This is a genomic window from Amycolatopsis sp. CFH S0740 (assembly GCF_004522315.1).
In the GTDB taxonomy this organism is placed as follows: Bacteria; Actinomycetota; Actinomycetes; order Mycobacteriales; family Pseudonocardiaceae; genus Amycolatopsis; species Amycolatopsis nivea.
Window position 1 is genome coordinate 45664 of sequence record NZ_SDLS01000038.1, and the last position, 19492, is coordinate 65155.

The 19492-nt window shown below is 69.0% G+C and carries 17 protein-coding genes; 3 read left to right on the forward strand and 14 right to left on the reverse strand.

Translation table 11 applies throughout. The features are described 5' to 3' along the window. Positions 1-14: 14 nt before the first annotated feature. The 5 genes from EIZ45_RS40125 to EIZ45_RS40145 are packed head-to-tail and all read right to left on the reverse strand — an operon-like array spanning position 15 to position 5597. Positions 15-764, reverse strand: coding sequence for an SDR family oxidoreductase (locus EIZ45_RS40125; protein WP_134668706.1), 750 nt, complete (start codon positions 762-764; stop codon positions 15-17). Continuing rightward, positions 761-2614, reverse strand: coding sequence for an AMP-binding protein (locus EIZ45_RS40130; RefSeq protein WP_134668708.1), 1854 nt, complete (start codon positions 2612-2614; stop codon positions 761-763). The genes EIZ45_RS40125 and EIZ45_RS40130 overlap by 4 nt, the downstream gene beginning before the upstream one ends. Then, complete coding sequence (locus tag EIZ45_RS40135; RefSeq protein ID WP_037817187.1) at positions 2607-3566, reverse strand: aromatase/cyclase; 960 nt, start codon at positions 3564-3566, stop codon at positions 2607-2609. The genes EIZ45_RS40130 and EIZ45_RS40135 overlap by 8 nt, the downstream gene beginning before the upstream one ends. A gap of 13 nt (positions 3567-3579) precedes the next feature. Continuing rightward, positions 3580-4365, reverse strand: coding sequence for a 3-oxoacyl-ACP reductase FabG (fabG, locus tag EIZ45_RS40140; protein ID WP_043832838.1), 786 nt, complete (start codon positions 4363-4365; stop codon positions 3580-3582). Continuing rightward, positions 4362-5597, reverse strand: a complete 1236-nt coding sequence (locus EIZ45_RS40145; RefSeq protein ID WP_134668710.1) for an FAD-dependent monooxygenase — start codon at positions 5595-5597, stop codon at positions 4362-4364. Before EIZ45_RS40145 ends, fabG begins: the two co-directional genes overlap by 4 nt. Positions 5598-5756: 159 nt before the next feature. On the opposite strand from EIZ45_RS40145, the gene EIZ45_RS40150 reads away from it, so the two are divergent. Continuing rightward, positions 5757-6218 (forward strand): nuclear transport factor 2 family protein, encoded by a 462-nt coding sequence (locus EIZ45_RS40150; protein WP_037817196.1) that lies wholly within the window; start codon positions 5757-5759, stop codon positions 6216-6218. Between the two features lie 2 nt (positions 6219-6220). Beyond that, on the forward strand, positions 6221-6637 hold the full coding sequence (locus tag EIZ45_RS47745) for a nuclear transport factor 2 family protein (protein WP_134668747.1): 417 nt from the start codon (positions 6221-6223) through the stop codon (positions 6635-6637). 462 nt (positions 6638-7099) lie between these two features. Here the strand turns inward: EIZ45_RS47745 and EIZ45_RS40160 are convergent, their stop codons facing one another. Further along, positions 7100-7858 (reverse strand): SDR family NAD(P)-dependent oxidoreductase, encoded by a 759-nt coding sequence (locus tag EIZ45_RS40160; protein WP_167756690.1) that lies wholly within the window; start codon positions 7856-7858, stop codon positions 7100-7102. Positions 7859-8025: 167 nt separating this feature from the next. On the opposite strand from EIZ45_RS40160, the gene EIZ45_RS40165 reads away from it, so the two are divergent. After that, positions 8026-9048: a methyltransferase gene (locus EIZ45_RS40165; protein WP_134668715.1), complete on the forward strand. Its 1023-nt coding sequence runs from the start codon at positions 8026-8028 to the stop codon at positions 9046-9048. Positions 9049-9069: 21 nt separating this feature from the next. On the opposite strand, the gene EIZ45_RS40170 is transcribed toward EIZ45_RS40165, so the two are convergent. The 8 genes from EIZ45_RS40170 to EIZ45_RS40205 all read right to left on the reverse strand — a co-directional run bounded on the left by EIZ45_RS40170 (position 9070) and on the right by EIZ45_RS40205 (position 19336). After that, on the reverse strand, positions 9070-10599 hold the full coding sequence (locus EIZ45_RS40170; protein ID WP_167756691.1) for an MFS transporter: 1530 nt from the start codon (positions 10597-10599) through the stop codon (positions 9070-9072). A 35-nt stretch (positions 10600-10634) separates the two neighbouring features. Further along, positions 10635-10892, reverse strand: coding sequence for an acyl carrier protein (locus tag EIZ45_RS40175; protein ID WP_037817205.1), 258 nt, complete (start codon positions 10890-10892; stop codon positions 10635-10637). Positions 10893-10992: 100 nt separating this feature from the next. Beyond that, positions 10993-12198, reverse strand: coding sequence for a ketosynthase chain-length factor (locus tag EIZ45_RS40180; protein WP_134668720.1), 1206 nt, complete (start codon positions 12196-12198; stop codon positions 10993-10995). Continuing rightward, positions 12195-13448 (reverse strand): beta-ketoacyl synthase, encoded by a 1254-nt coding sequence (locus EIZ45_RS40185; protein WP_037817211.1) that lies wholly within the window; start codon positions 13446-13448, stop codon positions 12195-12197. Before EIZ45_RS40185 ends, EIZ45_RS40180 begins: the two co-directional genes overlap by 4 nt. Before the next feature lie 203 nt (positions 13449-13651). After that, positions 13652-15739 (reverse strand): AfsR/SARP family transcriptional regulator, encoded by a 2088-nt coding sequence (locus EIZ45_RS40190; protein WP_134668722.1) that lies wholly within the window; start codon positions 15737-15739, stop codon positions 13652-13654. Between the two features lie 122 nt (positions 15740-15861). Then, entirely contained in the window at positions 15862-16617 is a 756-nt protein-coding gene (locus EIZ45_RS40195) for an SDR family NAD(P)-dependent oxidoreductase (protein WP_043832853.1), read from the reverse strand. 149 nt (positions 16618-16766) lie between these two features. Beyond that, complete coding sequence (locus tag EIZ45_RS40200; RefSeq protein WP_205670262.1) at positions 16767-18317, reverse strand: FAD-dependent oxidoreductase; 1551 nt, start codon at positions 18315-18317, stop codon at positions 16767-16769. Further along, complete coding sequence (locus tag EIZ45_RS40205; RefSeq protein ID WP_134668724.1) at positions 18314-19336, reverse strand: methyltransferase; 1023 nt, start codon at positions 19334-19336, stop codon at positions 18314-18316. Before EIZ45_RS40205 ends, EIZ45_RS40200 begins: the two co-directional genes overlap by 4 nt. Between the last annotated feature and the right edge of the window lie 156 nt (positions 19337-19492).

Genomic DNA, 19492 nt, shown 5'->3' on the forward strand with positions numbered 1-19492 from the left:
GAGTTCTCCTTACGTCAAGACCGCAGGCTGAGCCCGCCGTCGGCGGTGATCACCTGGCCGTGGATCCAGCTCGCTTCCGGCGCGCTCAGCAGCGCGACGACATCGGCGACGTCGGCGGGCGTGCTCAGCCGCCCGGCGGGCGTGCGGGCCGCCAGCACCTGCACCATCTCCGGCTGGGTGGTCTCGTCGCCCTTGTCCAGCTTCGCGGTGGTGACGGCGTTGACCGTGATGCCGCGCGGAGCCAGCTCGACCGCCAGGTAGCGCACCAGCGATTCGAGCGCGGCCTTCGCGACGCCCAGCGCTACGTAACGCGGGATGACCCGCTGCGCACCGGAGCTGGAGACCGCGAGCACTCGACCGCCTGGCGCAAGGTGTTCGAGCAGCGCGGGAACCAGGCGCAGCAACGGATCCAGTGCGGTGGCGACATCGGTATGCAGGTCGGCAACCGACGCTCCGGCAGCGGGCATCGGATGCCACGACGCGGCGTTGTGCACCAGGACATCCAGCCCGCGACCAGCCGCCGAGACAGCTGCGGCGAGCTGTGCCGCACCGTCCTCAGTGGACGGATCGGCGCGGATCAGGGAAGCCGAACCGGGCAGCCCTTCGAGGCTCGCGAGGGCGGCTTTGGCGGCTTCGTCGTCGTGTGCGTAGTCGAGCAGCACATGCGCGCCGCTCGCGCGGAACTTGCGGGCGATGGCCAGCCCCAGCCCCTTGGTGGCGCCGACCACCAGGACGCTGCGGCCGGCCAGACCGAGATCGCTCACGCCGACGCCTCGGAGACCGTCGAGTACAGGTCCGCCTCGACGTCGACCAGCTCGACGAACTTCTTCACGTGCGCCTGGAATTCCGGGCTGGTCACGACGGCCTTGTGCGCGTTCGCGTCGACCCACTGGCCGATGTTCAGATACACCTTGGGATCGCGCAGCGACCGCACCATCTGGTAGGCGACGAAGCCGGGCTGCTCGGCCATGTACTGCGCGTGCTCGGTGAAGACCTTCTCGAACTCTTCCGGCTCGCCCTTGACGGTGAACTTGCTGATGAACGTGACCACGGTATCGGCTCCTAGCAGTGCGGTTCCGGGATTCTGGCTGCCGCGCACGGAGGACAGCGCCTCGCGCAGCTCGCGGCGGACGAGCTTGCCGTTGGGCGAACGCGGGATCGCCCTGGTCAGCTCGACGTGCTCGAGGTGCTTGTAATACGGCTGGGCGGCGTTGAACTCCGCGGCGATCTCGCCCGCGCGCGGCACCCACTCGTCGCCGGCCGGGACGATCAGCGCGGCCGCCACCGCGCCGGCGAACTCGTCAGGCTGGTCGACCACCGCGCAGTCCGCCACGCCGGGGTGGCGCAGCAGCTCGGCCTCGATTTCGGTGGGCGAGATCAGCCAGTTGTCGCGTTTGAAGACGTCCTTGATGCGGTCGACCAGGAACAGGTACCCGTCCTCGTCCAGGCAGCCGACGTCGCCGGTCGGCAGCCAGCCGTCCGCGCCGATGCCGTCGCCGTCCGGGCGGCCGAGGTAGCCGCGCATCACCTGCGGGCCGCGCACCTCGACTTCACCGCGCTCGCCGGCCGGCAGCGGCTCCCGAGTCGTCAAGTCGACAACGCGCACCTCGGTGTCGCGCACGACCTGGCCGACCGAACCCGGACGCGGTGCCGCCGGACCGTCGGAGAGGACCAGCGGAGCGGTTTCGGCGAGGCCGTAACCCTGCACGACCGGGATGCCGAACTGCGCGCGGAGGGTTTCCGCGTGCACCGGGGACAACGCCGAACCACCGGACAGGATGACCTCGCAGCCGGGCAGCTTCAGGTCCGCCAGTCGCGGATCGGTGGCGAGCCGGGCCAGGCGGAACGGCATCGAGTAGTAGTGCGTCACCCCCGCCGCGAGACCGATCGTGGCCACCGGATCCGGCACCAAGCAGAGCACCTGGGTGGCTCCGGCGATCAGCGCGGAGTTCAGGTGCATCGGGTGATAGCTGGGCAGGTGGTTGAACGTCACCGACGTTCCGGTCACCCCGTGCGCCTCGGCGACCTGCACCGCGTTGACCGCGATGTTGCGGTGCGTGAGCCGCACGCCCTTCGACTGCCCGGTGGTGCCGCTGGTGAAGTGGATGCACGCGACTGCGTCCGGCTCCAGTTCCGTTAAAGCGCCGACCGGACCAGCCGCCAGCGCGGCGACCGAATTAGCGCGGTCCGCATTCCCGAAGCACAGCAGGTGTTCCGGCGTCGCGGAGGCACGAGCGACCGCTGCGGTCATCGAATCGTTCAGCACCGCGGCCGCGGCGGAAGACTCGGTCAGCACCCGGCCGAGGTCGCCTTCCCGCAGCAGCGGGCTCAACGGCAGCACGACGTTTCCGCTGCGCAAAGTGCCGTAGTAGGCGATCGCGAACTCAGGGTGCAGCACCGACGACATCGCGACGACCGAACCGGCCGACCCGATCCGCTCCGCCAGCGCGGCAGCGAACCCGGACGCGGCCCGGTCGAGTTCAGCGAACGTCAGTGCCGTCTCGCCGAGCCGGACCGCCACCTGGTTCGGGCTGTTCTCCGCGAGGATGCGCAGCGCGTCCGGCAGCAGCGGCGTGTCGAGCAGCGACGCGACCGGGAGGACACCGTCAGCCATCGGCGCGTTCCTCCGCCCAGGCCTTGGCGAGATTCAGCGTCGCGGTGCTGTTGGTGCCCAGCGCGTTGCGCACGAACGCCTTGGCGTCCTCGACCGTCTTGCCTTCGCCGAGGATCTTCTCCACCGCGTCGCGCTTGATCACCACGGTGTGCTCGGACGTCGCCCGCACCCCGCCGCCAGGCTGCGGCACAATCGTCCACAGTCCGTTGTGGACGGTCATCAGCGCGGGCAGCACCTGCTGCTTGTACGCGATGGCGTGCTCGTCGTCGAAGCACACGCGTACCGACTTCGTGGTGTGCACGGCACCGGTCGCGGTCTTGGTGTCCATCTCCATGACCTGCAGACCCGGGGTTTCCTCGGTCAGGTCGAGCCGCTGGACGTGCGGCAGCCGCTCCGGCCACAGGTCCGACCGGTAGAGGAACTCGTAGACCGCCGCCGCGTCCGCGTCGATGTCGACACTGTCCGCGAACACCGTGGTGAGTTCTTCGGTCTCGGCGAGGCCTTCCGCGATGCCACGGAGGTTCTCCAGCTCGTGCTCGCTGTTGCGGTCGACCGCCTTGCTCACCCACTCGACGTTCTCCGGCAGGTCCCGCACCGCGCTGAACGCGTGCTCCAGGACGACGGTGCACGAGTCCGGTCCGCCGGGCTGGATGTTCCACGCCCCGGTCATCGACGCGACCGGATGCTGCGAAACCTCCTGGCGGAAGTCGATGCGCAGGCCGTCCTCGTCGAGGTCGCGCCGTGAGGTCCAGGTCTTGGGCTCGTCGTTCGCGGTGGCCCACAACCGGATTCGCTCGGTGGTGCCGTCGCGTTCGAGCTGGCGTGCGTGGACCGTCGGCCCGAAGTAGACCGGCCAGCGGGTCACGTCGGCGAGCAGCGCGTACACGGCCGAGGCGGGCGCGGCGACGTCGATCTTGTGTTCGGTCTCGTAGATCCGCAGTGGTGCAGCCACGTGCTCGGTCCTCTCAGTAGTTGCCAAGCCCGCCGCAGACGTTGATCGCCTGCCCGGTCATGGACGCCGCGGTGTCGGTGACGAGGTAGCCGACGAGGCCCGCCACCTCCTCCGGAGTGGAGTACCGGCCGAGCGGGATCTTCGCGGTGAACTTCTCCAGCACGGCTTCCTCGGTGGTGTTCCACGCCGCCGCGTACCGGCCGCGGATCGCCTGTGCCATCGGGGTTTCCACGTAGCCGGGGCACACCGCGTTGACCGTGACGCCGGTCTTGCCCAGTTCGAACCCGAGCGCCTTGGTGAAGCCGACGACGCCGTGCTTGGACGCCGAATACGGCGCGCCGAGCACCACGCCCTGTTTGCCCGCGGTGGACGCGATGTTGATGACCCGGCCCTTGTCCTTGGCCAGCATGCCGCCCTTGGTGAGCACCTCGCGGGTCATCAGGAAGACGCTGTTGAGGTTCGTGTTGATCACGTCGAACCACAGCTCGTCCGGGATCTCCGCGGTCTGCCCGCCGCCGCTGCGGCCGGCGTTGTTGACCAGGACGTCGATCGGACCGTAGCGGTCGACCGCGGCCGCGACCAGCGCCTGGATGTCGTCCTTCTCCCGGACGTCGCAGGTGCTGCCGTCCACGTCCAGTCCCTCGGCGCGCAGGTCGCGCACCGTGTCGTCGACGGATCCCTGGGTGCGGGCGCAGAAGTACACCTGGTAGCCCTGCTGCGCCAGCGATCGGGTCACCGCGAGCCCGATCCCGCTGGTGCCGCCGGTGACCAGCGCTACGCCCCGGCTCTGTTCGGTCATCGTGTCCCTCCTGGGTTGCTCGGCGCGCGGAACAGGTCCGCGCGCACGTCGCGCGGGCGAGCTCCGAACGCGACGAGATTGAGGATCTTGCGGAAGATCGGGGTGTGCGGCAGCAGCTTCGCGATCACCGGCCGCACGGCGTCGACGATCCGGCCGGAGGACAGCATTCCCTTGTTCTGCCTCGACTGGAGCGTGAAGACGGTGTCCACAGCCGCGCGTCGCTCGGCCTCGAAACCGGCGAGCGCGACGGGCCGGTTGTCTTTCGCGGCCACGGCGGCGACGAGTTCGGGGTGCAGCGCGACGGCGTCCGCGATGGCCAGGTTGATGCCCTGCGCGCCGATCGGGCTGTGCGTGTGCGCTGCGTCGCCGATGAGCACGAGTCCCGGGCGGACCCATTCCCGCGCACGGCCGGAAAACACGTCCAGCGGCGACAGTTCGGACAGCGCGGTCACTTGCTCGCGGATCAGGTCCGCGTGCTGCGGGACCGCGGCGACCAGATGCTCCCGGATGTGCTCGATGCCCTTGGCGGCCACCGTTTTGTAGCTGCCCTTCGCCAGCGTCCAGCCGATCTGGACGCGGTCCGGGTAGGAATCGTGCACCAGCACCGGATCGGCGGCCGTGCGGTGGATGCGGACCGCGCTGGTGCGCCGCTCCGGGGCGACCAGTTTGAACCACACGACGTCGTGCTCGAACTTCTCGAACTTGTCGTAGCCGATCCCGGCGAGCGAACGAGTCTTCGAATACCGGCCGTCCGCGGCTACCACCCAGCGAGCGCGTACCTCCGTCTCGCCCTCGCCGGAACCGCAGCGGATCCCGGTCACCGCGCCGTTCTCTTCCAGCAACGCCCGGGTTGAGCAGCCGCTGAGCAGACGGAAGCCCGGAGTCGCCTTGCATTCGTCGAGCAGCCGCTCCAGCAGGAGTCGCTGCGGCAGGCTGAGCAAATGGTCGTACGGCGCGGGAAGCGTCGTGTAGTCGATGTCCAGCAGCGTGCGTTCCCCTTGCACCAGCTGGAAACTGCGCATCGGGTAACCGCCGATGCCGTCGAGGACGCCGAGCTGGTCAAGCGTGCGCAGCGCACCGGGCTGGATGATCTCGCCGCGGTACTCGCGGTCCAGCGACGCGCTGCGCTCCGCGACGACGACGTCCACTCCCGACCGGGCGAGCAGCAGCGCCAGCACCAGACCCGCCGGTCCGCCGCCGGACACGCACACGTCCGCTTCGATCTCGCGCACTCGATCCCTCCCGCTGTCGCACCGCCTCGGGCCACCCTCCAGCGGGCCGGTCCAAAACGGCTCGACGCACAGTCGGCCGTCCCCCGCGAGTGGTCCACGAGGGGACTTTGAGCCGGCCGCGCGACTGTCGGACGACACGCGGCCGACGAGGAGGAAACGGTGGCGACAACCGCGCACCCGCGGGTGGGAATGGAGCTGTACCACCAGGTGCAGGCCTTTTACGCCAAGCAGATGCAGCTGATGGACGACGGCGACGTGGAACCGTGGGCGGAAACGTTCACCGCGGACGCCACGATCGCGAACAACGCGAATCCCGCACCGGCTACCGGACGGGAGTTGATTTTGAAGGTGGCCCGGAAGCTAGCCGCCGACGTTGTTTCGCGAGGGGTTCAGCACCGGCATTGGACCGGGATGCTGGTGGTGACCGAGGACAGTGCGGATCAGGTGCGGACGCAGTTGTACGCGATGGTCGCCGAGATTCCCGCCGGGGGCGAGGCCCGGTTGTGGCGTTCGACGTTTTGCCGGGACACGTTGGTTCGCGGGGCTGACGGGTGGCAGGTCGCCCGGCGTGTGGTGACTCATGACGATATTCAGGATTCTCGAGCGGAGGAGCAGGCGTGACTGTGTCGGGCGAGTTGTATCAGGAGATTCAGCAGTACTACGCGTGGCAGATGCAGTTGCTTGACCAGGCTCGTACTGATGAGTGGGCGGAGACTTTTACTGAGGATGGGGTTTTCGCGGCTAATGCCGCGCCGGAGCCGGTTAAGGGGCGGTCGGCTATTGCGGCGGCTTCGGCGGCTACGCATCGGCAGCTGGCTGAGGTGCATGAGTTGCGGCGGCATTGGCTGGGGATGTTGACGGTTTCCCCTGGTGCTACTGCGGATGAGTTGTCTACGCGGTGTTATGCGTTGATTATCGCTACGCGTAAGGGTGGGGAGCCTCGGATTCACTGCAGTACGTTGTGTGAGGATCAGTTGGTGCGGGTTGGTGGGGCTTGGTTCGTTAAATATCGTTCTGTGTCTCGGGATGATATTCGTTGAGCTGTCCGGCCTTCGGCCGGAGAAGAGAGTTGCGCTGGGGCACCCCGAAGCCCGAGTGTGACTACGCGCGGAGAGGCTTGTCAAGGCTGGAAAGAGTACCTTGACAAGCCTCTCCGCGCGTGTTTTTGGCTTCGTATCGGGGTGTGGGTGCCCCCGGCTGTTGCGTGGGTTGGTGCGGTTGGGTGGATGAGCACCCGGGTTCGGCTGCGCGTACTGGTTGCGGTTGCGGAGCGGGTGCGCCCGGCCTGGGTAGTGGATGCGCTGGGCTTGCGGTCGCCGAGGTTAGCGCCCCAATGTGGCATTGGGTGCATCTGACGCAACCAATGTGGCGTTCGGTGCGTGGGACGCAACCAATGCCACATTGGGGCGCGCCGGAGGCGGCTAGCGGGGCGGGTCGCGAGGGGAACCCTGAGGGAATCAGAGTCAATGAGGGTGGCCCTCACGGCTTCTCGGCAGCGGGAGCTAGCGGGTCATGTCTGAGCCGCCGTTTACGGAAACTACTGTGCCTGCGATGTAGCCTGCGTCCTTGCTGGTGAAGAAGGCTACTAGGGCGGCTACGTCTTCTGGTTCTGCTGCGCGGCCTGCTGGGATTCGCTTTTCGAAGGCGGAGAACCAGTCTGGCGGGGCCTCGCCTACGGCGTCGGTTCGGGTCAGGCCTGGGGAGACTACGTTCGCCACTACGCCGTTGGGGGTGCCTTCTCGGGCGGCGAACTTCGCGTACGAGATCAGGGCCGACTTTGCTGCTGCGTGTGCTACCACGTCCGCGCCTACTGGGCCTTTGCTCGCTTCTGCGGCCAGGTAGACGATGCGGCCGTAGCCCTGGTCCTTCATCAGTTGCCACACCGCGCGGGTGGGGTGGAAGGCTGCTGCCAGCTCGTCGTTCACCTTCGTAGAGAACGTTTCCCACGGGATTTCCGCGACCGAGCCCTGAGCCAGTCCGACGTTCGCGTTGCAGACCAGTGCGTCTACGCGGCCGTAGGCTTCGACGGTCGCGGTCACCAGTGCTTGCGCGCCCTCCTCGTTGCGGACGTCGGCTCCTACTGCGATTGCCTCACCGCCGGCTGTCGTGATGGCTTCTACCGCTTCTTCGGCGGCCTCTTTGGACGTCAGGTAGTTGATCACCACCCGGTCGCCTCGTGCGGCCAGCCGTTCCGCGATGCCGCGGCCGATTCCGCGTGCCGCGCCGGTTACCACCGCGACGCGGCGTACCTGGTCTTCCACCCGCTGCTCCTCGGTTTCGGGCTCCCGGGCTTCTCCGCGAGCCGTTTCTGCCAATGTATCGGCTGAAACCGTTGCCGCGACACCGCCTTCAGAGATCTTCGAGAACCTTTTGAACGGCGGCAGCGAGCATCGGTCGACTACTCGAAACGGCTGAGGAGACGACCCGGATGTCCGACGATTCCGCGCGCGCGAAAACGCCGCAGCTCGAGCTGATGAATCTCATCATCGGCGACTGGAAAGCCCGCGCCGTCTACACGGCCGCCGAGCTCGGCTGGCCCGACCGGCTCGCCGATGGGCCCCGCACGGCCGCACAGGTGGCGGCTGACTCCGGCACCGATCCTGTTGCCACCCAACGGTTCCTGCAGTACCTGACCGCACTGGGCGTGTTCCGTGAGGAGGACGGCTCGTTCTCCCTCACCGAACTCGGCGAGCTGCTGCGCAGCGACCGGGAAGACTCCCTGCGGCCGTACACGCTCATCGCGGGCTCCGAATTCCATCGCGCCTGGACCGACATCGCCTCCGCCGTACGAACCGGACAAAATGCGTTTGAAGGCGCATTTCAGTCTAGCTTCTTCGAGTACCTCTCCGCAAACCCCGAACGCGGAAAGCTTTTCGACCGCGCGATGGCGGGCAACACGGCGTTGTTCGATGCGCTGCCTGGTGCCTACGACTTCGGTGCGCACCAGCGATTCGTCGACGTCGGCGGCGGCAGCGGCGAACTGGCGCTCCGGCTACTCGCCGCGCACGAACAACTCCACGGCACGGTCTACGACGCCGAACAGTCCGCTGAGGCCGCGAAAAAGGCCATCGCGGACGCGGGCCTCACGGAACGCTGCGAGGTGGCGTCCGGGAACTTCCTGGAGTCCGTTCCCGAAGGCGGCGACCTCTATCTGCTCGCTCGAGTGCTGGTGAACTGGCCGGACGAGGACTGTGCGCGGATCCTGGCGAACTGCGCGGCGGCAGCGGCTCCGGGAGCGCGGTTGCTGCTGGTGGAACGGGTGTCCGGACCGGGCGTGGACAACGCGCTGCTGTTGTCCCACGACACCCTGATGTACGTGCTCTTCGGCGGGGGCGGGATCCGTTCCACCGCGGAAGTGACCCGACTCCTTGAGGAAGCCGGGTTCGCGCTGGACGCGATCACTCCGCTGCCGCAGGAGTTCTCGCTGATCTCCGCCACCCGCCGAAGCTGAGAGCTCAGGCCCGGGAACGCGTCAGGAAACCTCAGCCCTCTGTCGTTCCCGGGCTGGCACCACCACGAGAACCACGATCGCCGCCAGCACCGCGGCACCGGCGGCGGCGAGGGCCGTCGTGCGCATCGCGACCGAGAACGCGTCCGCACCCGCGGCGAACAAGTCAGTGCCCTGGTTGCCGCCCAGGCCCGCTGCGGCGGCCTTCGTCGCTTCGATCGAATCACCGGCGGCCGCGCGAGACTGCTCCGGCAGCACCGACAACGCGGGCTCAACCCCGTTGCGGTACACGACGGTCAGCAGCGAACCCAGCACCGCGATGCCGATCGCGCCGCCGATGCTGCGGCCCATGTTCGTCAGCGCCGAACCGACCCCGGCGCGCTCACGCGGAACCGCCGACATGATCGTGGTGGTCGCGGGCGGCATCACGTTGGCCATCGCCAAACCGACCAGGAAGTCGGCGACGAACACCGGCCACAGCGGGCTGTTCTGGTCCAGCAGCGCGAAAATCGCGACGCCGACAGCCAGCAGCAGCAAGCCGCCGACCAGCACGTTCTTGGTGCCGAACTTCGCCGACAGCGTCGCCGAGCGCGGCGAGAACACGGCCAGGGCCAGCGCCAGCGGCAGAATCGCCAAGCCGGTCATCAGCGGGCTCACGCCGAGCACGCTCTGCAGGTAGAAGATCAGGAAGAACGGCACGCCGAAGTTCACGAAGAACGCGAGCGACACCGCGCTGGTCGCACCCGCGACCCGGCGGTCCGACACGAGCCGCAGATCCAGCGCTGGAGCCGCGGACCGCAGTTCCACCAGGACGAACACGACCAGCAGCACCACGCCGAGCACCAGCGGGACGTACACCCGCGGATCGGCGATCGTGGCCAGGTTGCCCGCCTGGATGATCCCGTAGACGAGCGCGGTGCTCCAGGCGACCGACAGCACCACGCCGGGCACGTCGAGCTTGCGCGCGGTCGAAGTGGACTCCGGGACCATCAGCACGGTCAGCACGATCGCGGCGAGCACGATCGGGCCGTTCACCAGGAAAATCGAACCCCACCAAGCGAACTGGATGAGGAAGCCGCCGAGCACCGGGGCCACCACGGCCGCGATGCCCGCGGCGGACACCCAGTACCCGATGGCGCGCGGGCGTTCCTTGTCGCCGAACACGTGCGAGATGGTCGCGAGCGTGGTCGGCGGGATCGCCGCGCCGCCCGCGCCCATCACGACGCGCCACAGCACCAGTTCGCCGGGCGAGTGCGCGAACGCCGCCAGCACGCTGGAAACGCCGAACACGACGAGCCCGATCAGGAGCACCTTCCGGTGCCCGAGCCGGTCCCCCAGCACGCCCCACGCCAGCAGCAAACCGGCGTACACGAGCGTGAACCCGTTGACCACCCACTGCAGCTGGTCCGCGGACGCGCCGAGCCCGTCGACCGGATCGGCGAGCGCGCGGAAGGCGATCGTCACGATCGTCGCGTCCAGCACGGTGAGCAGAAAGGACGTCAGCAGCACCGCGAGGATCGCCCAGCGGCGCGGGTTCAGGGCAGGCTCGGACACCTGTCCTCCTTCGGAAGGCTTTGGCGGAATTCCCCTTACACCGCGGAACCGAGCCTGCTGTTCACCAGTTCGACCAGAGCGCGCGGCGTGTCGATGTCGACCACCGTTTCGTCCGGCAGCTCGACTCCGTAGTCGCGCTGGAGCATACTCGCGGTCTCCATCAGCGCGAGCGAGTCATAGCCCAATTCGGCGAAGGGAATGTCGCGCGCGTCGGTGGTTTGTGCCATTTCGTCGCTCTCTCCGGCGCAACGGCGGATGATCTCCATCAGATCCTCGTAGGTCAGCTCGCGCATGATCGCTCCTCCTGCCGCGCGAATGCGGCTGTCAGTGGGTTCTTCTTGCTGGACAAGGCTTTGCGGTTCGGCCGTTCGGGTGATCTTGAAAAGTCTTCCCTCACACTCCGCGCAACACGAGCGCGGCGTTGTGCCCGCCGATGCCGCGGGCGAGGACGACCGCGGCCCGCACCGGCGTTTCCCGCGCGGCACCGGTGACCAGGTCGATCCCGTGCTCCGGCACCGGATCCGAGACGTTCGGCGTCGGCGGCACCACGCCGTGCCGGATCGCCAGCGCCGCGCACGCGACGTCCAGCCCGGCCCCGCCCGCGGCCAACCGCCCGACCCCGGCTTTTGGCGCGGTGACCGGGACACCGCGTGCGCCGAACAGCGCGCTGATCGCCTCGGCTTCTTCACGGTCGAGCGCGAGATCCCCGGCCGCGTCGGCAAAAACGACGTCAACCTCGGCGGCGGAAATGCCCGCGTCCGTCAGGGCGAGTTCGATCGCCCGCCGCAGTCCCGGCGGACGGCCGCTGCCTGGTTTCGGGTCGAAAGTGGACGCGTATCCGGCAATCTCGGCGTACGGCGGCTGCCGGTCCCGCGCCGAGTCCGCCGGTTCCAGCACGAGCACCGCGCCGCCCTCGCCGGGCACGTACCCGGCAGCGGACCGGTCGAACGGCAGATAAGCCTTCGCCGGTTCGCTGCTCGTGCTGAGCCGTCCGGAGGTGAGCATCGCCGCCCAGCCCCACGGGCACAGTGCGCTGTCGATGCCGCCGGTCAGCGCGACCGCGGTCCCGGAACGCACCGCGCGCCGGGCCTTTCCGATCGCGTCCAGCCCGCCGGCTTGTTCGGACACCACCACCGCGCCCGGCCCGCGCATGCCGTGCCGGATGGAGATCTGCCCGGTGTTGACCGCGTAGAACCACGCGAACGACTGGTACGCGCTGACGTACTTGCCGCCCTTGCTCCACATGTTCTGCAGTTCGCGCTGCCCGAACTCGTAGCCGCCCGCCGAACTGGCGGTGATCACCGCGAGGTCGAACCCGTCGTGCGCCTCCGGGTCGACCCCCGCGTCGGCCAGCGCCCATTCCGCGCCCACGAGCGACATCCGCGTGGAATGGTCGGTCTGCGGCAGCAACCGGCTGGGCAGGATGCCCTTCGCGCTGAACCCGGCGACCTCGCCGGCGAGCGTGCTGGGGTAACTCGAAGCGTCGAACCGGGTCACCGGGCCGATTCCGCTGGCCCCTTCGAGGGTGGCTTCCCAGAACTGCTTGACCCCGCTTCCGGTCGGTGCGAGCACGCCGAGCCCGGTGATCACCGCGTTCATGCCGGACCGCCGACGTTGCTGGTGAGCACCATGGCGCTCTGGAACCCGCCGAACCCGCTGCCGACCGTCAGCACCGTGTCCACCGCGGCTTCTCGTGCCACCAAAGGAATGTAGTCCAAGTCGAGCTCCGGGTCGGGTTCGTTGAGGTTGGCCGTCGGCGGCAGCAGCCCGTCGCGCATGGCGAGCAGGCTGGCGGCGATTTCGATCGAGCCGATCGCGCCGAGCGAATGCCCGACCATCGACTTGATCGAGCTCACCGGGACGCGATAAGCGTGTTCTCCCAGCGAATTCTTGAACGCCTGCGTCTCGTGCCGGTCGTTCTGCTTCGTGCCCGAACCGTGCGCGTTGACGTACCCGATCGCTTCCGGCGTCACCCGCGCCTGGCCCATCGCCTGCCGGATCGCCTCGGTCATTTCCACGCCGTCCGCCCGCAACCCGGTCATGTGGTAGGCGTTGCACCGCGTGGCGAACCCGGCGATCTCGCCGTAGATCCGGGCCCCGCGGGCGAGCGCCCGGCCCAGTTCCTCCACCACGAACACCGCCGCACCCTCGCCGAGCACGAACCCGTTGCGGGTGTTGTCGAACGGACGCGACGCCGTCGCCGCCTCGTCATTGCGCGGCGAGGTCGCCTTGATCGCGTCGAAGCACGCCACGGTGATCGGCGAGATCGGCGCGTCCGAACCGCCCGCGAGGACGACGTCCGCGCTGCCCTCGGCGATCAGGTCCCGTGCGTGGCCCACCGAGTCCAATCCGGACGTGCAGCCGGTCGAGATGACCTGCACCGACCCTTCCGCGCCCGCTTCCCAAGCCACTTCCTTGGCCATCGAACTCGGCACGAACTGGTCGAACAGATGCGGCACCGCGTAGTCCGCGTCGACCTCCCACTTCCGGCCGCCGTCGCTCACCACGACGTACTCGCGTTCGAGGCTCATCGTGGCCCCGACCGCGCTGCCGATCGAAACCCCGGTCCGGTACGGGTCCACATCGGACGGTGCGAGCCCCGCATCGGCCAGCGCCTCCCGCGTGCACGCCACCGCGAACTGGGCCACCCGGTCCATCCGCCGCACCTGCTGCGGACCGAGCCCCGCCGCCTCCGGATCGAAATCGCATTCGGCGGCGATCCGCGAGCGGAACTGGGAGGCGTCGAAGAACGACACCGGCCGGGTGGCGGTCCGCCCGCCCGACACCATGTCCCAGAACGGTTCGCGTCCCGGTTTCCCCGGCGCCACAACGCCTATCCCGGTGATCACCGCCCGCCGCGGACCTCCGCTGCCGTGCCGCGCCGGCACTCCCGCTGCCCCGGGGTGCCCCGCACTCGTACTCACTCCGTCTGCACCTGCCCTTCGCGCTCCGAGCGCCCGACGTCGCTGATGTCGAGTCTGGGCCCGGGGTGTCCAAGACGGATCGAAGCGGGGTCGAACGCGCTCCAGCCGGATTCGACCCCGCCTCGTTCTCAGCCGGTGGCGACCGCGGCCTCGCGCGCCGCGGGCTCGGCTTCCCTTGCCAGCCAACGGCCGGCGAACGACGGGAGCCGGGGAACGCAGTAGACCGCGTCCGCCGTGGACGGCCGCAGAACGTCTACATTGGACTCCGCGTCGTGGTACCGGTGCGGTCCCGAACCGCCGCGTTCGCCGATTTCCTCGGCCAGCCCGGCGGATTCGAGGTCCTCGAGCACTTCGCGCACCAGTTCTCCAGGGCGGCCGAGGAGCTTGACCGCGTCCGGCACGGTGAACTCGTCGATGCTCGCCAGCTGCCGGAACGCTTCCTGCGCCGGACCGCACAGTGTCCGGTAACTCGCCCGGACGCTCGCGTCGACCGTGCCTTCCCCGCACGGCAACCGAAGCACCGCGCCGGGATCGCGGGACAGCCGGTCGTGCATCCGGCGCAACGACCAGGCCGGCCGGTAAGCCAGATACCCGCCGACCGCCGCGACGGCCAGCGGCAGCCTGCCGCACATCCGAACCAGCGCGCTGGCGCAGTCGAGGTCCTCCAGCATCCGCCGCCGCCCGATGAACTGGCCGAGCAGCTCCAGCGATTCGTTGACCGTCAGCGGCGGCAGGTTGACCGGCGCGACCACGCCGCGCAAGTACAGCCGCCGCCTGCTCGCGACCAGCAGCAAGCTGCCGGAACCGCTGGGACGCAACAGATCCACTTCGGAAGACCGGGCGGCGTCGTCCACGACGACCAGCAGCCGCCGGGTGGCGGTGTAGTCGCGGTAGACGTTGACCAGTTCGGACATCGAGGGCGACGGCGACAGCGGAACGCCGCACGCGCGCAGGCAGCCGGCGAGCACGTCGGCCATCGTCTCCTCGCCGCGGTGCACCGGCGTCAGCGACACGAAGATCTGCCCGTCCGGGAACGTCGCGCGGACCCGGTGCGCGACGTGCACGAGCAGCGCGGTCTTGCCCGCCCCCGGCCCGCCGGTGATCTCCACGACCGTGCTGCCGCCGGTGAGCTTGGTGCGCGCGGCGGAACACCGCCGCACCAGCTCGCGGATCTCCTCGTCCCGGCCGACGAAGTCGGGCACGTCGGAGGGAAGGTGATTCGGCCCCAGCACCTCCGGCGCCGCGGGCCGCAGCGGGACCAGATCACCCTCCGCATCGGCGCGCACGACGGAAACCACTTCGACGACACTGCTCTCAGTCACGGTGTCGTTGTCGTCGATACTCCGGACGGCTACTTCCGCAGTGCGCTCATTTTGAGCGGTCTGCCCGGTTTGCCCATTGTCTAGACCAGTTGTGGCTTCACTCACACTGGCGCCGCGCGGGGCCGGAAGGGTGAGCGCGGGATCGTCCACCAGGATCTGCTGGTGCACCGAACGCAGGGTCGCCGACGGCTCGATGCCCAGCTGTGCGATGAAATCGCTGCGCACCCGGTGGTAGACATCGAGCGCCTCGACCCGGCGTCCGCAGCGGTAGAGCGCGACCATCAGCTTCGCCGAGTACGCCTCGTGCGTCGGATTCGCCTTGACCACCCCGGCGAGCTCGTCGACCACGCGCCGGTGCCTGCCCAGCGCCAGTTCGGCCTCGAACCGCAGGTCAAGCGCCGCCTTGCGGCTCTCCTCCAGCTGAGTCGCCCGCGCGGCGAGGGTCGGGCCGAGCGGGAGATCGGAGAGCGCGGCCCCGCGCCACAGTGCGAGCGCCTGTCTGGACAGCTCGGCACAGGCTTCGAGATCACCGGCGTCGTGCCGGTCCCGAGCCTGGTCGAGCAGCGCCGAGAAGCGCACCGCGTCGACCACGTCCGCCCGCGGCACCTGCAGTTCGTAGCCGTGCGGGCGCGTCAGCAGTACTGTCGCTCCCTCCTCGGCCGAACCGGCCAGGCGCAGCGATTTGCGCAGCTGGTAGACGTAGGTCTGCAACGTCGTGGCCGCGCTCGCCGGAGGGTTGTTCTCCCACAGTTCCTCGACGAACTGCTCGAAGTGCACTGCCCGGTTGGCGTTCAGTGCGAGCATGGCCAGCACCGTGCGGAGCTTCGGCGCGGACGGAGTCTTGCCCACCCCGTCCGCGCGTACGGCCAGCGGTCCCAATATCGCGATCTGCATCCGACCCCCAGATACCTGCCGAAAGAGCACGCCAGGCAGCTGCCCGCGTGCTTCGCTTTCCCCCAGTGAGACGCCAGCGACGCTAGCAGAGAAACGGCTTCCTGATCCCGGGCGGGAAAAACTTAACGTCCGCCTGATACTTCTGCGAACTGTCCGTTCGTATTGCCGTTGGCGGCCGAACACAGGAACACTGTGAGTTGTGCGACATCACCCGGACAGCTCAATCGGCCACTGGGCGTGATGGCTCGCTCGCGCTCCAGCATCTCGGCCGGAACCTGTTGCGCAACACGGGGAGTGACGGTCAGGCCAGGAAGAATGGTGTTGACCAGCACTCCGTCGCGGCCGACGTCCCAGGCGAGGCTCGTGGCGAAACCGTGCAATGCGGACTTCACCGCCCCATAAGCCTCGCGGCCCGGCTTGCCCGCGGTCGCCGCGCGCGACGAAATAAATGCGATCCGTCCCCATTTTTTCGCACGCATACCGGGCAGCACCTTCGCCACTGTGTGGAACACCGGCGCGATATTCACATTGATGAACGAAGCGCAATCCTCCGTAGGTAGTTCTTCGAACAATTTTCCCGGCTTGCGCAGCGCGCCGGGACTGATCGCATTCGCGACCAGCACGTCCACCGGCCCCCAGTGCCGCTCCACGGTCTCGACCGCCGCGTCCACGCTGGCCAGTTCGGTCAGGTCGTAGTGCACGGCCAGCCCGCGGTCCGGCCCGCACTCGCGCGCGACCTCCTCGCCCGCCTCGCGGTTGGCCCGATAGGTCACCGCGACCTTGGCCCCTTCGGCGGCGAACGTGCGCGCGAGCTCGGCCCCGATCCCGCCGCTGCCGCCAGTCACCAGCACGACCTTGCCGGTCAGCCCCAGATCCACCTTCGCTCCTCGATGTTCTCTCAGTAGTGGTTGCGCGACGCGGAGGTCCGTGAGGGGAACCCTGAGGGAATCAGATTCCCTGAGGGTTCCCCTCACGGCCTTCCGAGGGAGCGGAGCCGCCAGCTCACGGTGCCCTCGACGTCCCGCCGTCAGACAGAAATGTGCGCGTGCCGCAGCACAGCGCGCACGACAGCGGCGGACGTCCGGTCGCCGCGGTCGGCCACGTAGCCGTCCGGGCGCGTCAGGATCCAGCCCGTCGCCGAAAGGCCGAGCGACCGCCGCAACGCGCCGTCGGCGTCCGGCAGGTCCCCGCCAGGGCCCGCCACCTGCGGCACCAACCAGCCGCCCACGGACGGCAGCCCGGCTCGCTCCGCGTCCGGGCCGAGCACCAGCGTCCAGCCCGGCTCGCGCAACTGCGCCAGCAACGCCTGCCACGCCGGGGTTTCCGCGTCCGCACCGGCGACAACCGACAGCCGCTCGCCCGGTCGCGGTCCAGGCCCGGCCGCCGCGGGGCCGTCGCCATACGAAAGGCCCAGCGCGGACATTCCGCCCATGATCTTGCGTTCCAGCTTGCCGCGCAGCGCCGAAACGTTGCGCATCACGCCGAACGCCACCGGCAGCACCGCGGCGACGTACGGATTTTTCAGCTGTACCAGGAAAGTCGCCTTCTTCGTGGTGCGCAGCAGCTCCGCGCCCACCGGCACGCGCTCGCGCGAGTAGCTGTCGAGCAACTGCTCGTCGGCGTGCCCGTCGATCACCATCGCCAGCTTCCACGCGAGGTTGTACGCGTCCTGGACGCCGGTGTTCATCCCCTGGCCGGACGCCGGACTGTGCACGTGCGCCGCGTCGCCCGCGACCAGACAGCGGCCGGACCGCATCGACGGAACCATCCGCTGCTGGATGGAGAACACCGAAACCCACGACGGCGGGGAAACCACGGTCGGCACGCCGGTCGCCGCGGATACCTTCTCCGAGAACCGCCGCGCGACCGCCACGTCGTCGCCGGAGCCGGAGTACTCGACGTCCCGGGTATCGAGCAGCCGCCATTTGCCCTCGTCCGGGAACGGCACCATCATCACCGAACCGCCCGGGGTCCGGATGAGATGAATACTGTCGCGCGGCAACGCGGTGTCCGCCTGCGCGTCGGCGATCAGCCAGGTCTCCGACGAGTCGCCTTCGAGCTTCAGCCCCAGCTTCTTGCGCACCGCGCTGTGCCCGCCGTCGCAGCCGACCAGCCAGTCCGCCGAGGTCTCCTCGATCTCCCCGTCGCGTTCAAGCCGGACCTGGACGCCGTCCCCGGTGTCGGTGAAGTCGGCCAGCGCGACGCCCCATTCGACCTCGACGCCCTGCTTGGCCAGCGCGGTCCGCAGCACCTCCTCGGTGATGACCTGGTCGACCATCAACGTGAACGGCAGCCGCGTCGGCAGCCGCGAGTAGTCCGCCCGGAGACCGACCATTCGCTTGCCGCGCATGTGGATCGTGAACGCGCGCACCTGCTGCCCGCGCGGCAGCAGGTCGTCGAGCACGCCCATCTGGTCGTAGATCTCCAGCGAACGCGGATGCGTCGCCAGCGCACGGCTGGTCACCCCCGGACCGGCCGCCCGGTCCACGATCCGCACCCGCACGCCGCGCCGGGCCAGTTCGTGCGCCGCGGTCAGCCCGACCGGCCCGGCACCGACCACCAGCGCTTGCGCACTCACGGTTTCACCGCCACCACAACGGTGTCGTTGCCCTTCGGCAGAGTGGTGGCGGCGCGGAATTCCAGCCCGGCTTCGGCCAGCCACTCGCGCAGCTGCGGCACGGTGTACTCGGAACCGCCGTCGGTGATCAGTCCGACGTTGATGCTGCCGACCAGGCTGCGCAGATCCGGGTTCTCGGCGTCGAGGATCTGGTCGTACACCACGACCGCGCCCCCGCTCGGCACCGCGTTTTTGGCCCGCACCAACAGTTCCACGCGCCGCTGCGGGTCCCAGTCGTGCAGCACGTGGCCGAACACGACGACGTCGGTCTCCGGCAGCGGCGTCTCGAAGAAGTCGCCGGGATGGAACGCGACCCGGTCCGCGACGCCCAGTTCCGCCATCAGCTCGTCGAAGTGCGGTTCGATCGGCGGCAGCTCGAACACGCCGCCGTGCAGATGCGGGTGCGCGAGGCACAACTGCGCCGCGACGTTGCCGCGCGCGCCGCCGACGTCGACGAAGCTCTTGTACTCCGACCAGTCCACGTGCTCGGCCAGCTGCGGCGCGACCAACGCGTTGTTCGCGTCCATGTGCACCAGGAAAGCCTTGGCGCGCACCGGATCCTCGTACAGCTTGGCGAACGCGCCGTGCCCGCCGATGTCCGCCTTCGGCTCGCCGTCGCGCAGCGCCTCGGACAGCTTGCCCCACATCGCGTAGTGCCGCTGCGACGTCGTGCGCACCCGCGCGCCGAGGTAGCCGCCGCCGGACGCGCCCGGCACCAGCACCTCCGCGGCCGCCGGCGCGTTGCTGAACTTCTCGCCGTCGCGCTCCAGCAGGCCGAGCGCGGCCAGCGCCTGGACGAAATCGCCGGTGAACCGCTGGTGCAGCCCGAGTTCCCGGCGGATCTCGTCGATCGTCCGCGGCGCTTCCGCCAGCAATTCGAATACTCCCAGCTCGACCGCGCTGTGCAGGATCTTCGACTGGGTGAACAGCATGTTGAGGCGGCCGATCGCCTGCGCGTCCACGGTGGTGTGGGCAGTCATCCCGGGTCGTACCTGCCTTCCGTTTTTGTGCTCCGCGCGCACGACAGCCGCGGAAACCTTCGTGTGCGGCGATGCTTCCGGCCGGGTCTCGAAGGCCCCTCAACACGCTCTCGACCTCCGCCGACGCCCCGCTCAGGCCGTCCCGGAGACCGTCCA

Bases quoted from the DNA above. Each gene is read 5' to 3' on its own strand.
- fabG (WP_043832838.1), bottom strand. From the start codon at position 4,365: ATGACCGAACAGAGCCGGGGCGTAGCGCTGGTCACCGGCGGCACCAGC.
- EIZ45_RS40190 (WP_134668722.1), bottom strand. From the start codon at position 15,739: ATGCAGATCGCGATATTGGGACCGCTGGCCGTACGCGCGGACGGGGTG.
- EIZ45_RS40205 (WP_134668724.1), bottom strand. From the start codon at position 19,336: ATGACTGCCCACACCACCGTGGACGCGCAGGCGATCGGCCGCCTCAAC.
- EIZ45_RS40180 (WP_134668720.1), bottom strand. From the start codon at position 12,198: ATGAACGCGGTGATCACCGGGCTCGGCGTGCTCGCACCGACCGGAAGC.
- EIZ45_RS40130 (WP_134668708.1), bottom strand. From the start codon at position 2,614: ATGGCTGACGGTGTCCTCCCGGTCGCGTCGCTGCTCGACACGCCGCTG.
- EIZ45_RS40175 (WP_037817205.1), bottom strand. From the start codon at position 10,892: ATGCGCGAGCTGACCTACGAGGATCTGATGGAGATCATCCGCCGTTGC.
- EIZ45_RS40165 (WP_134668715.1), top strand. From the start codon at position 8,026: ATGTCCGACGATTCCGCGCGCGCGAAAACGCCGCAGCTCGAGCTGATG.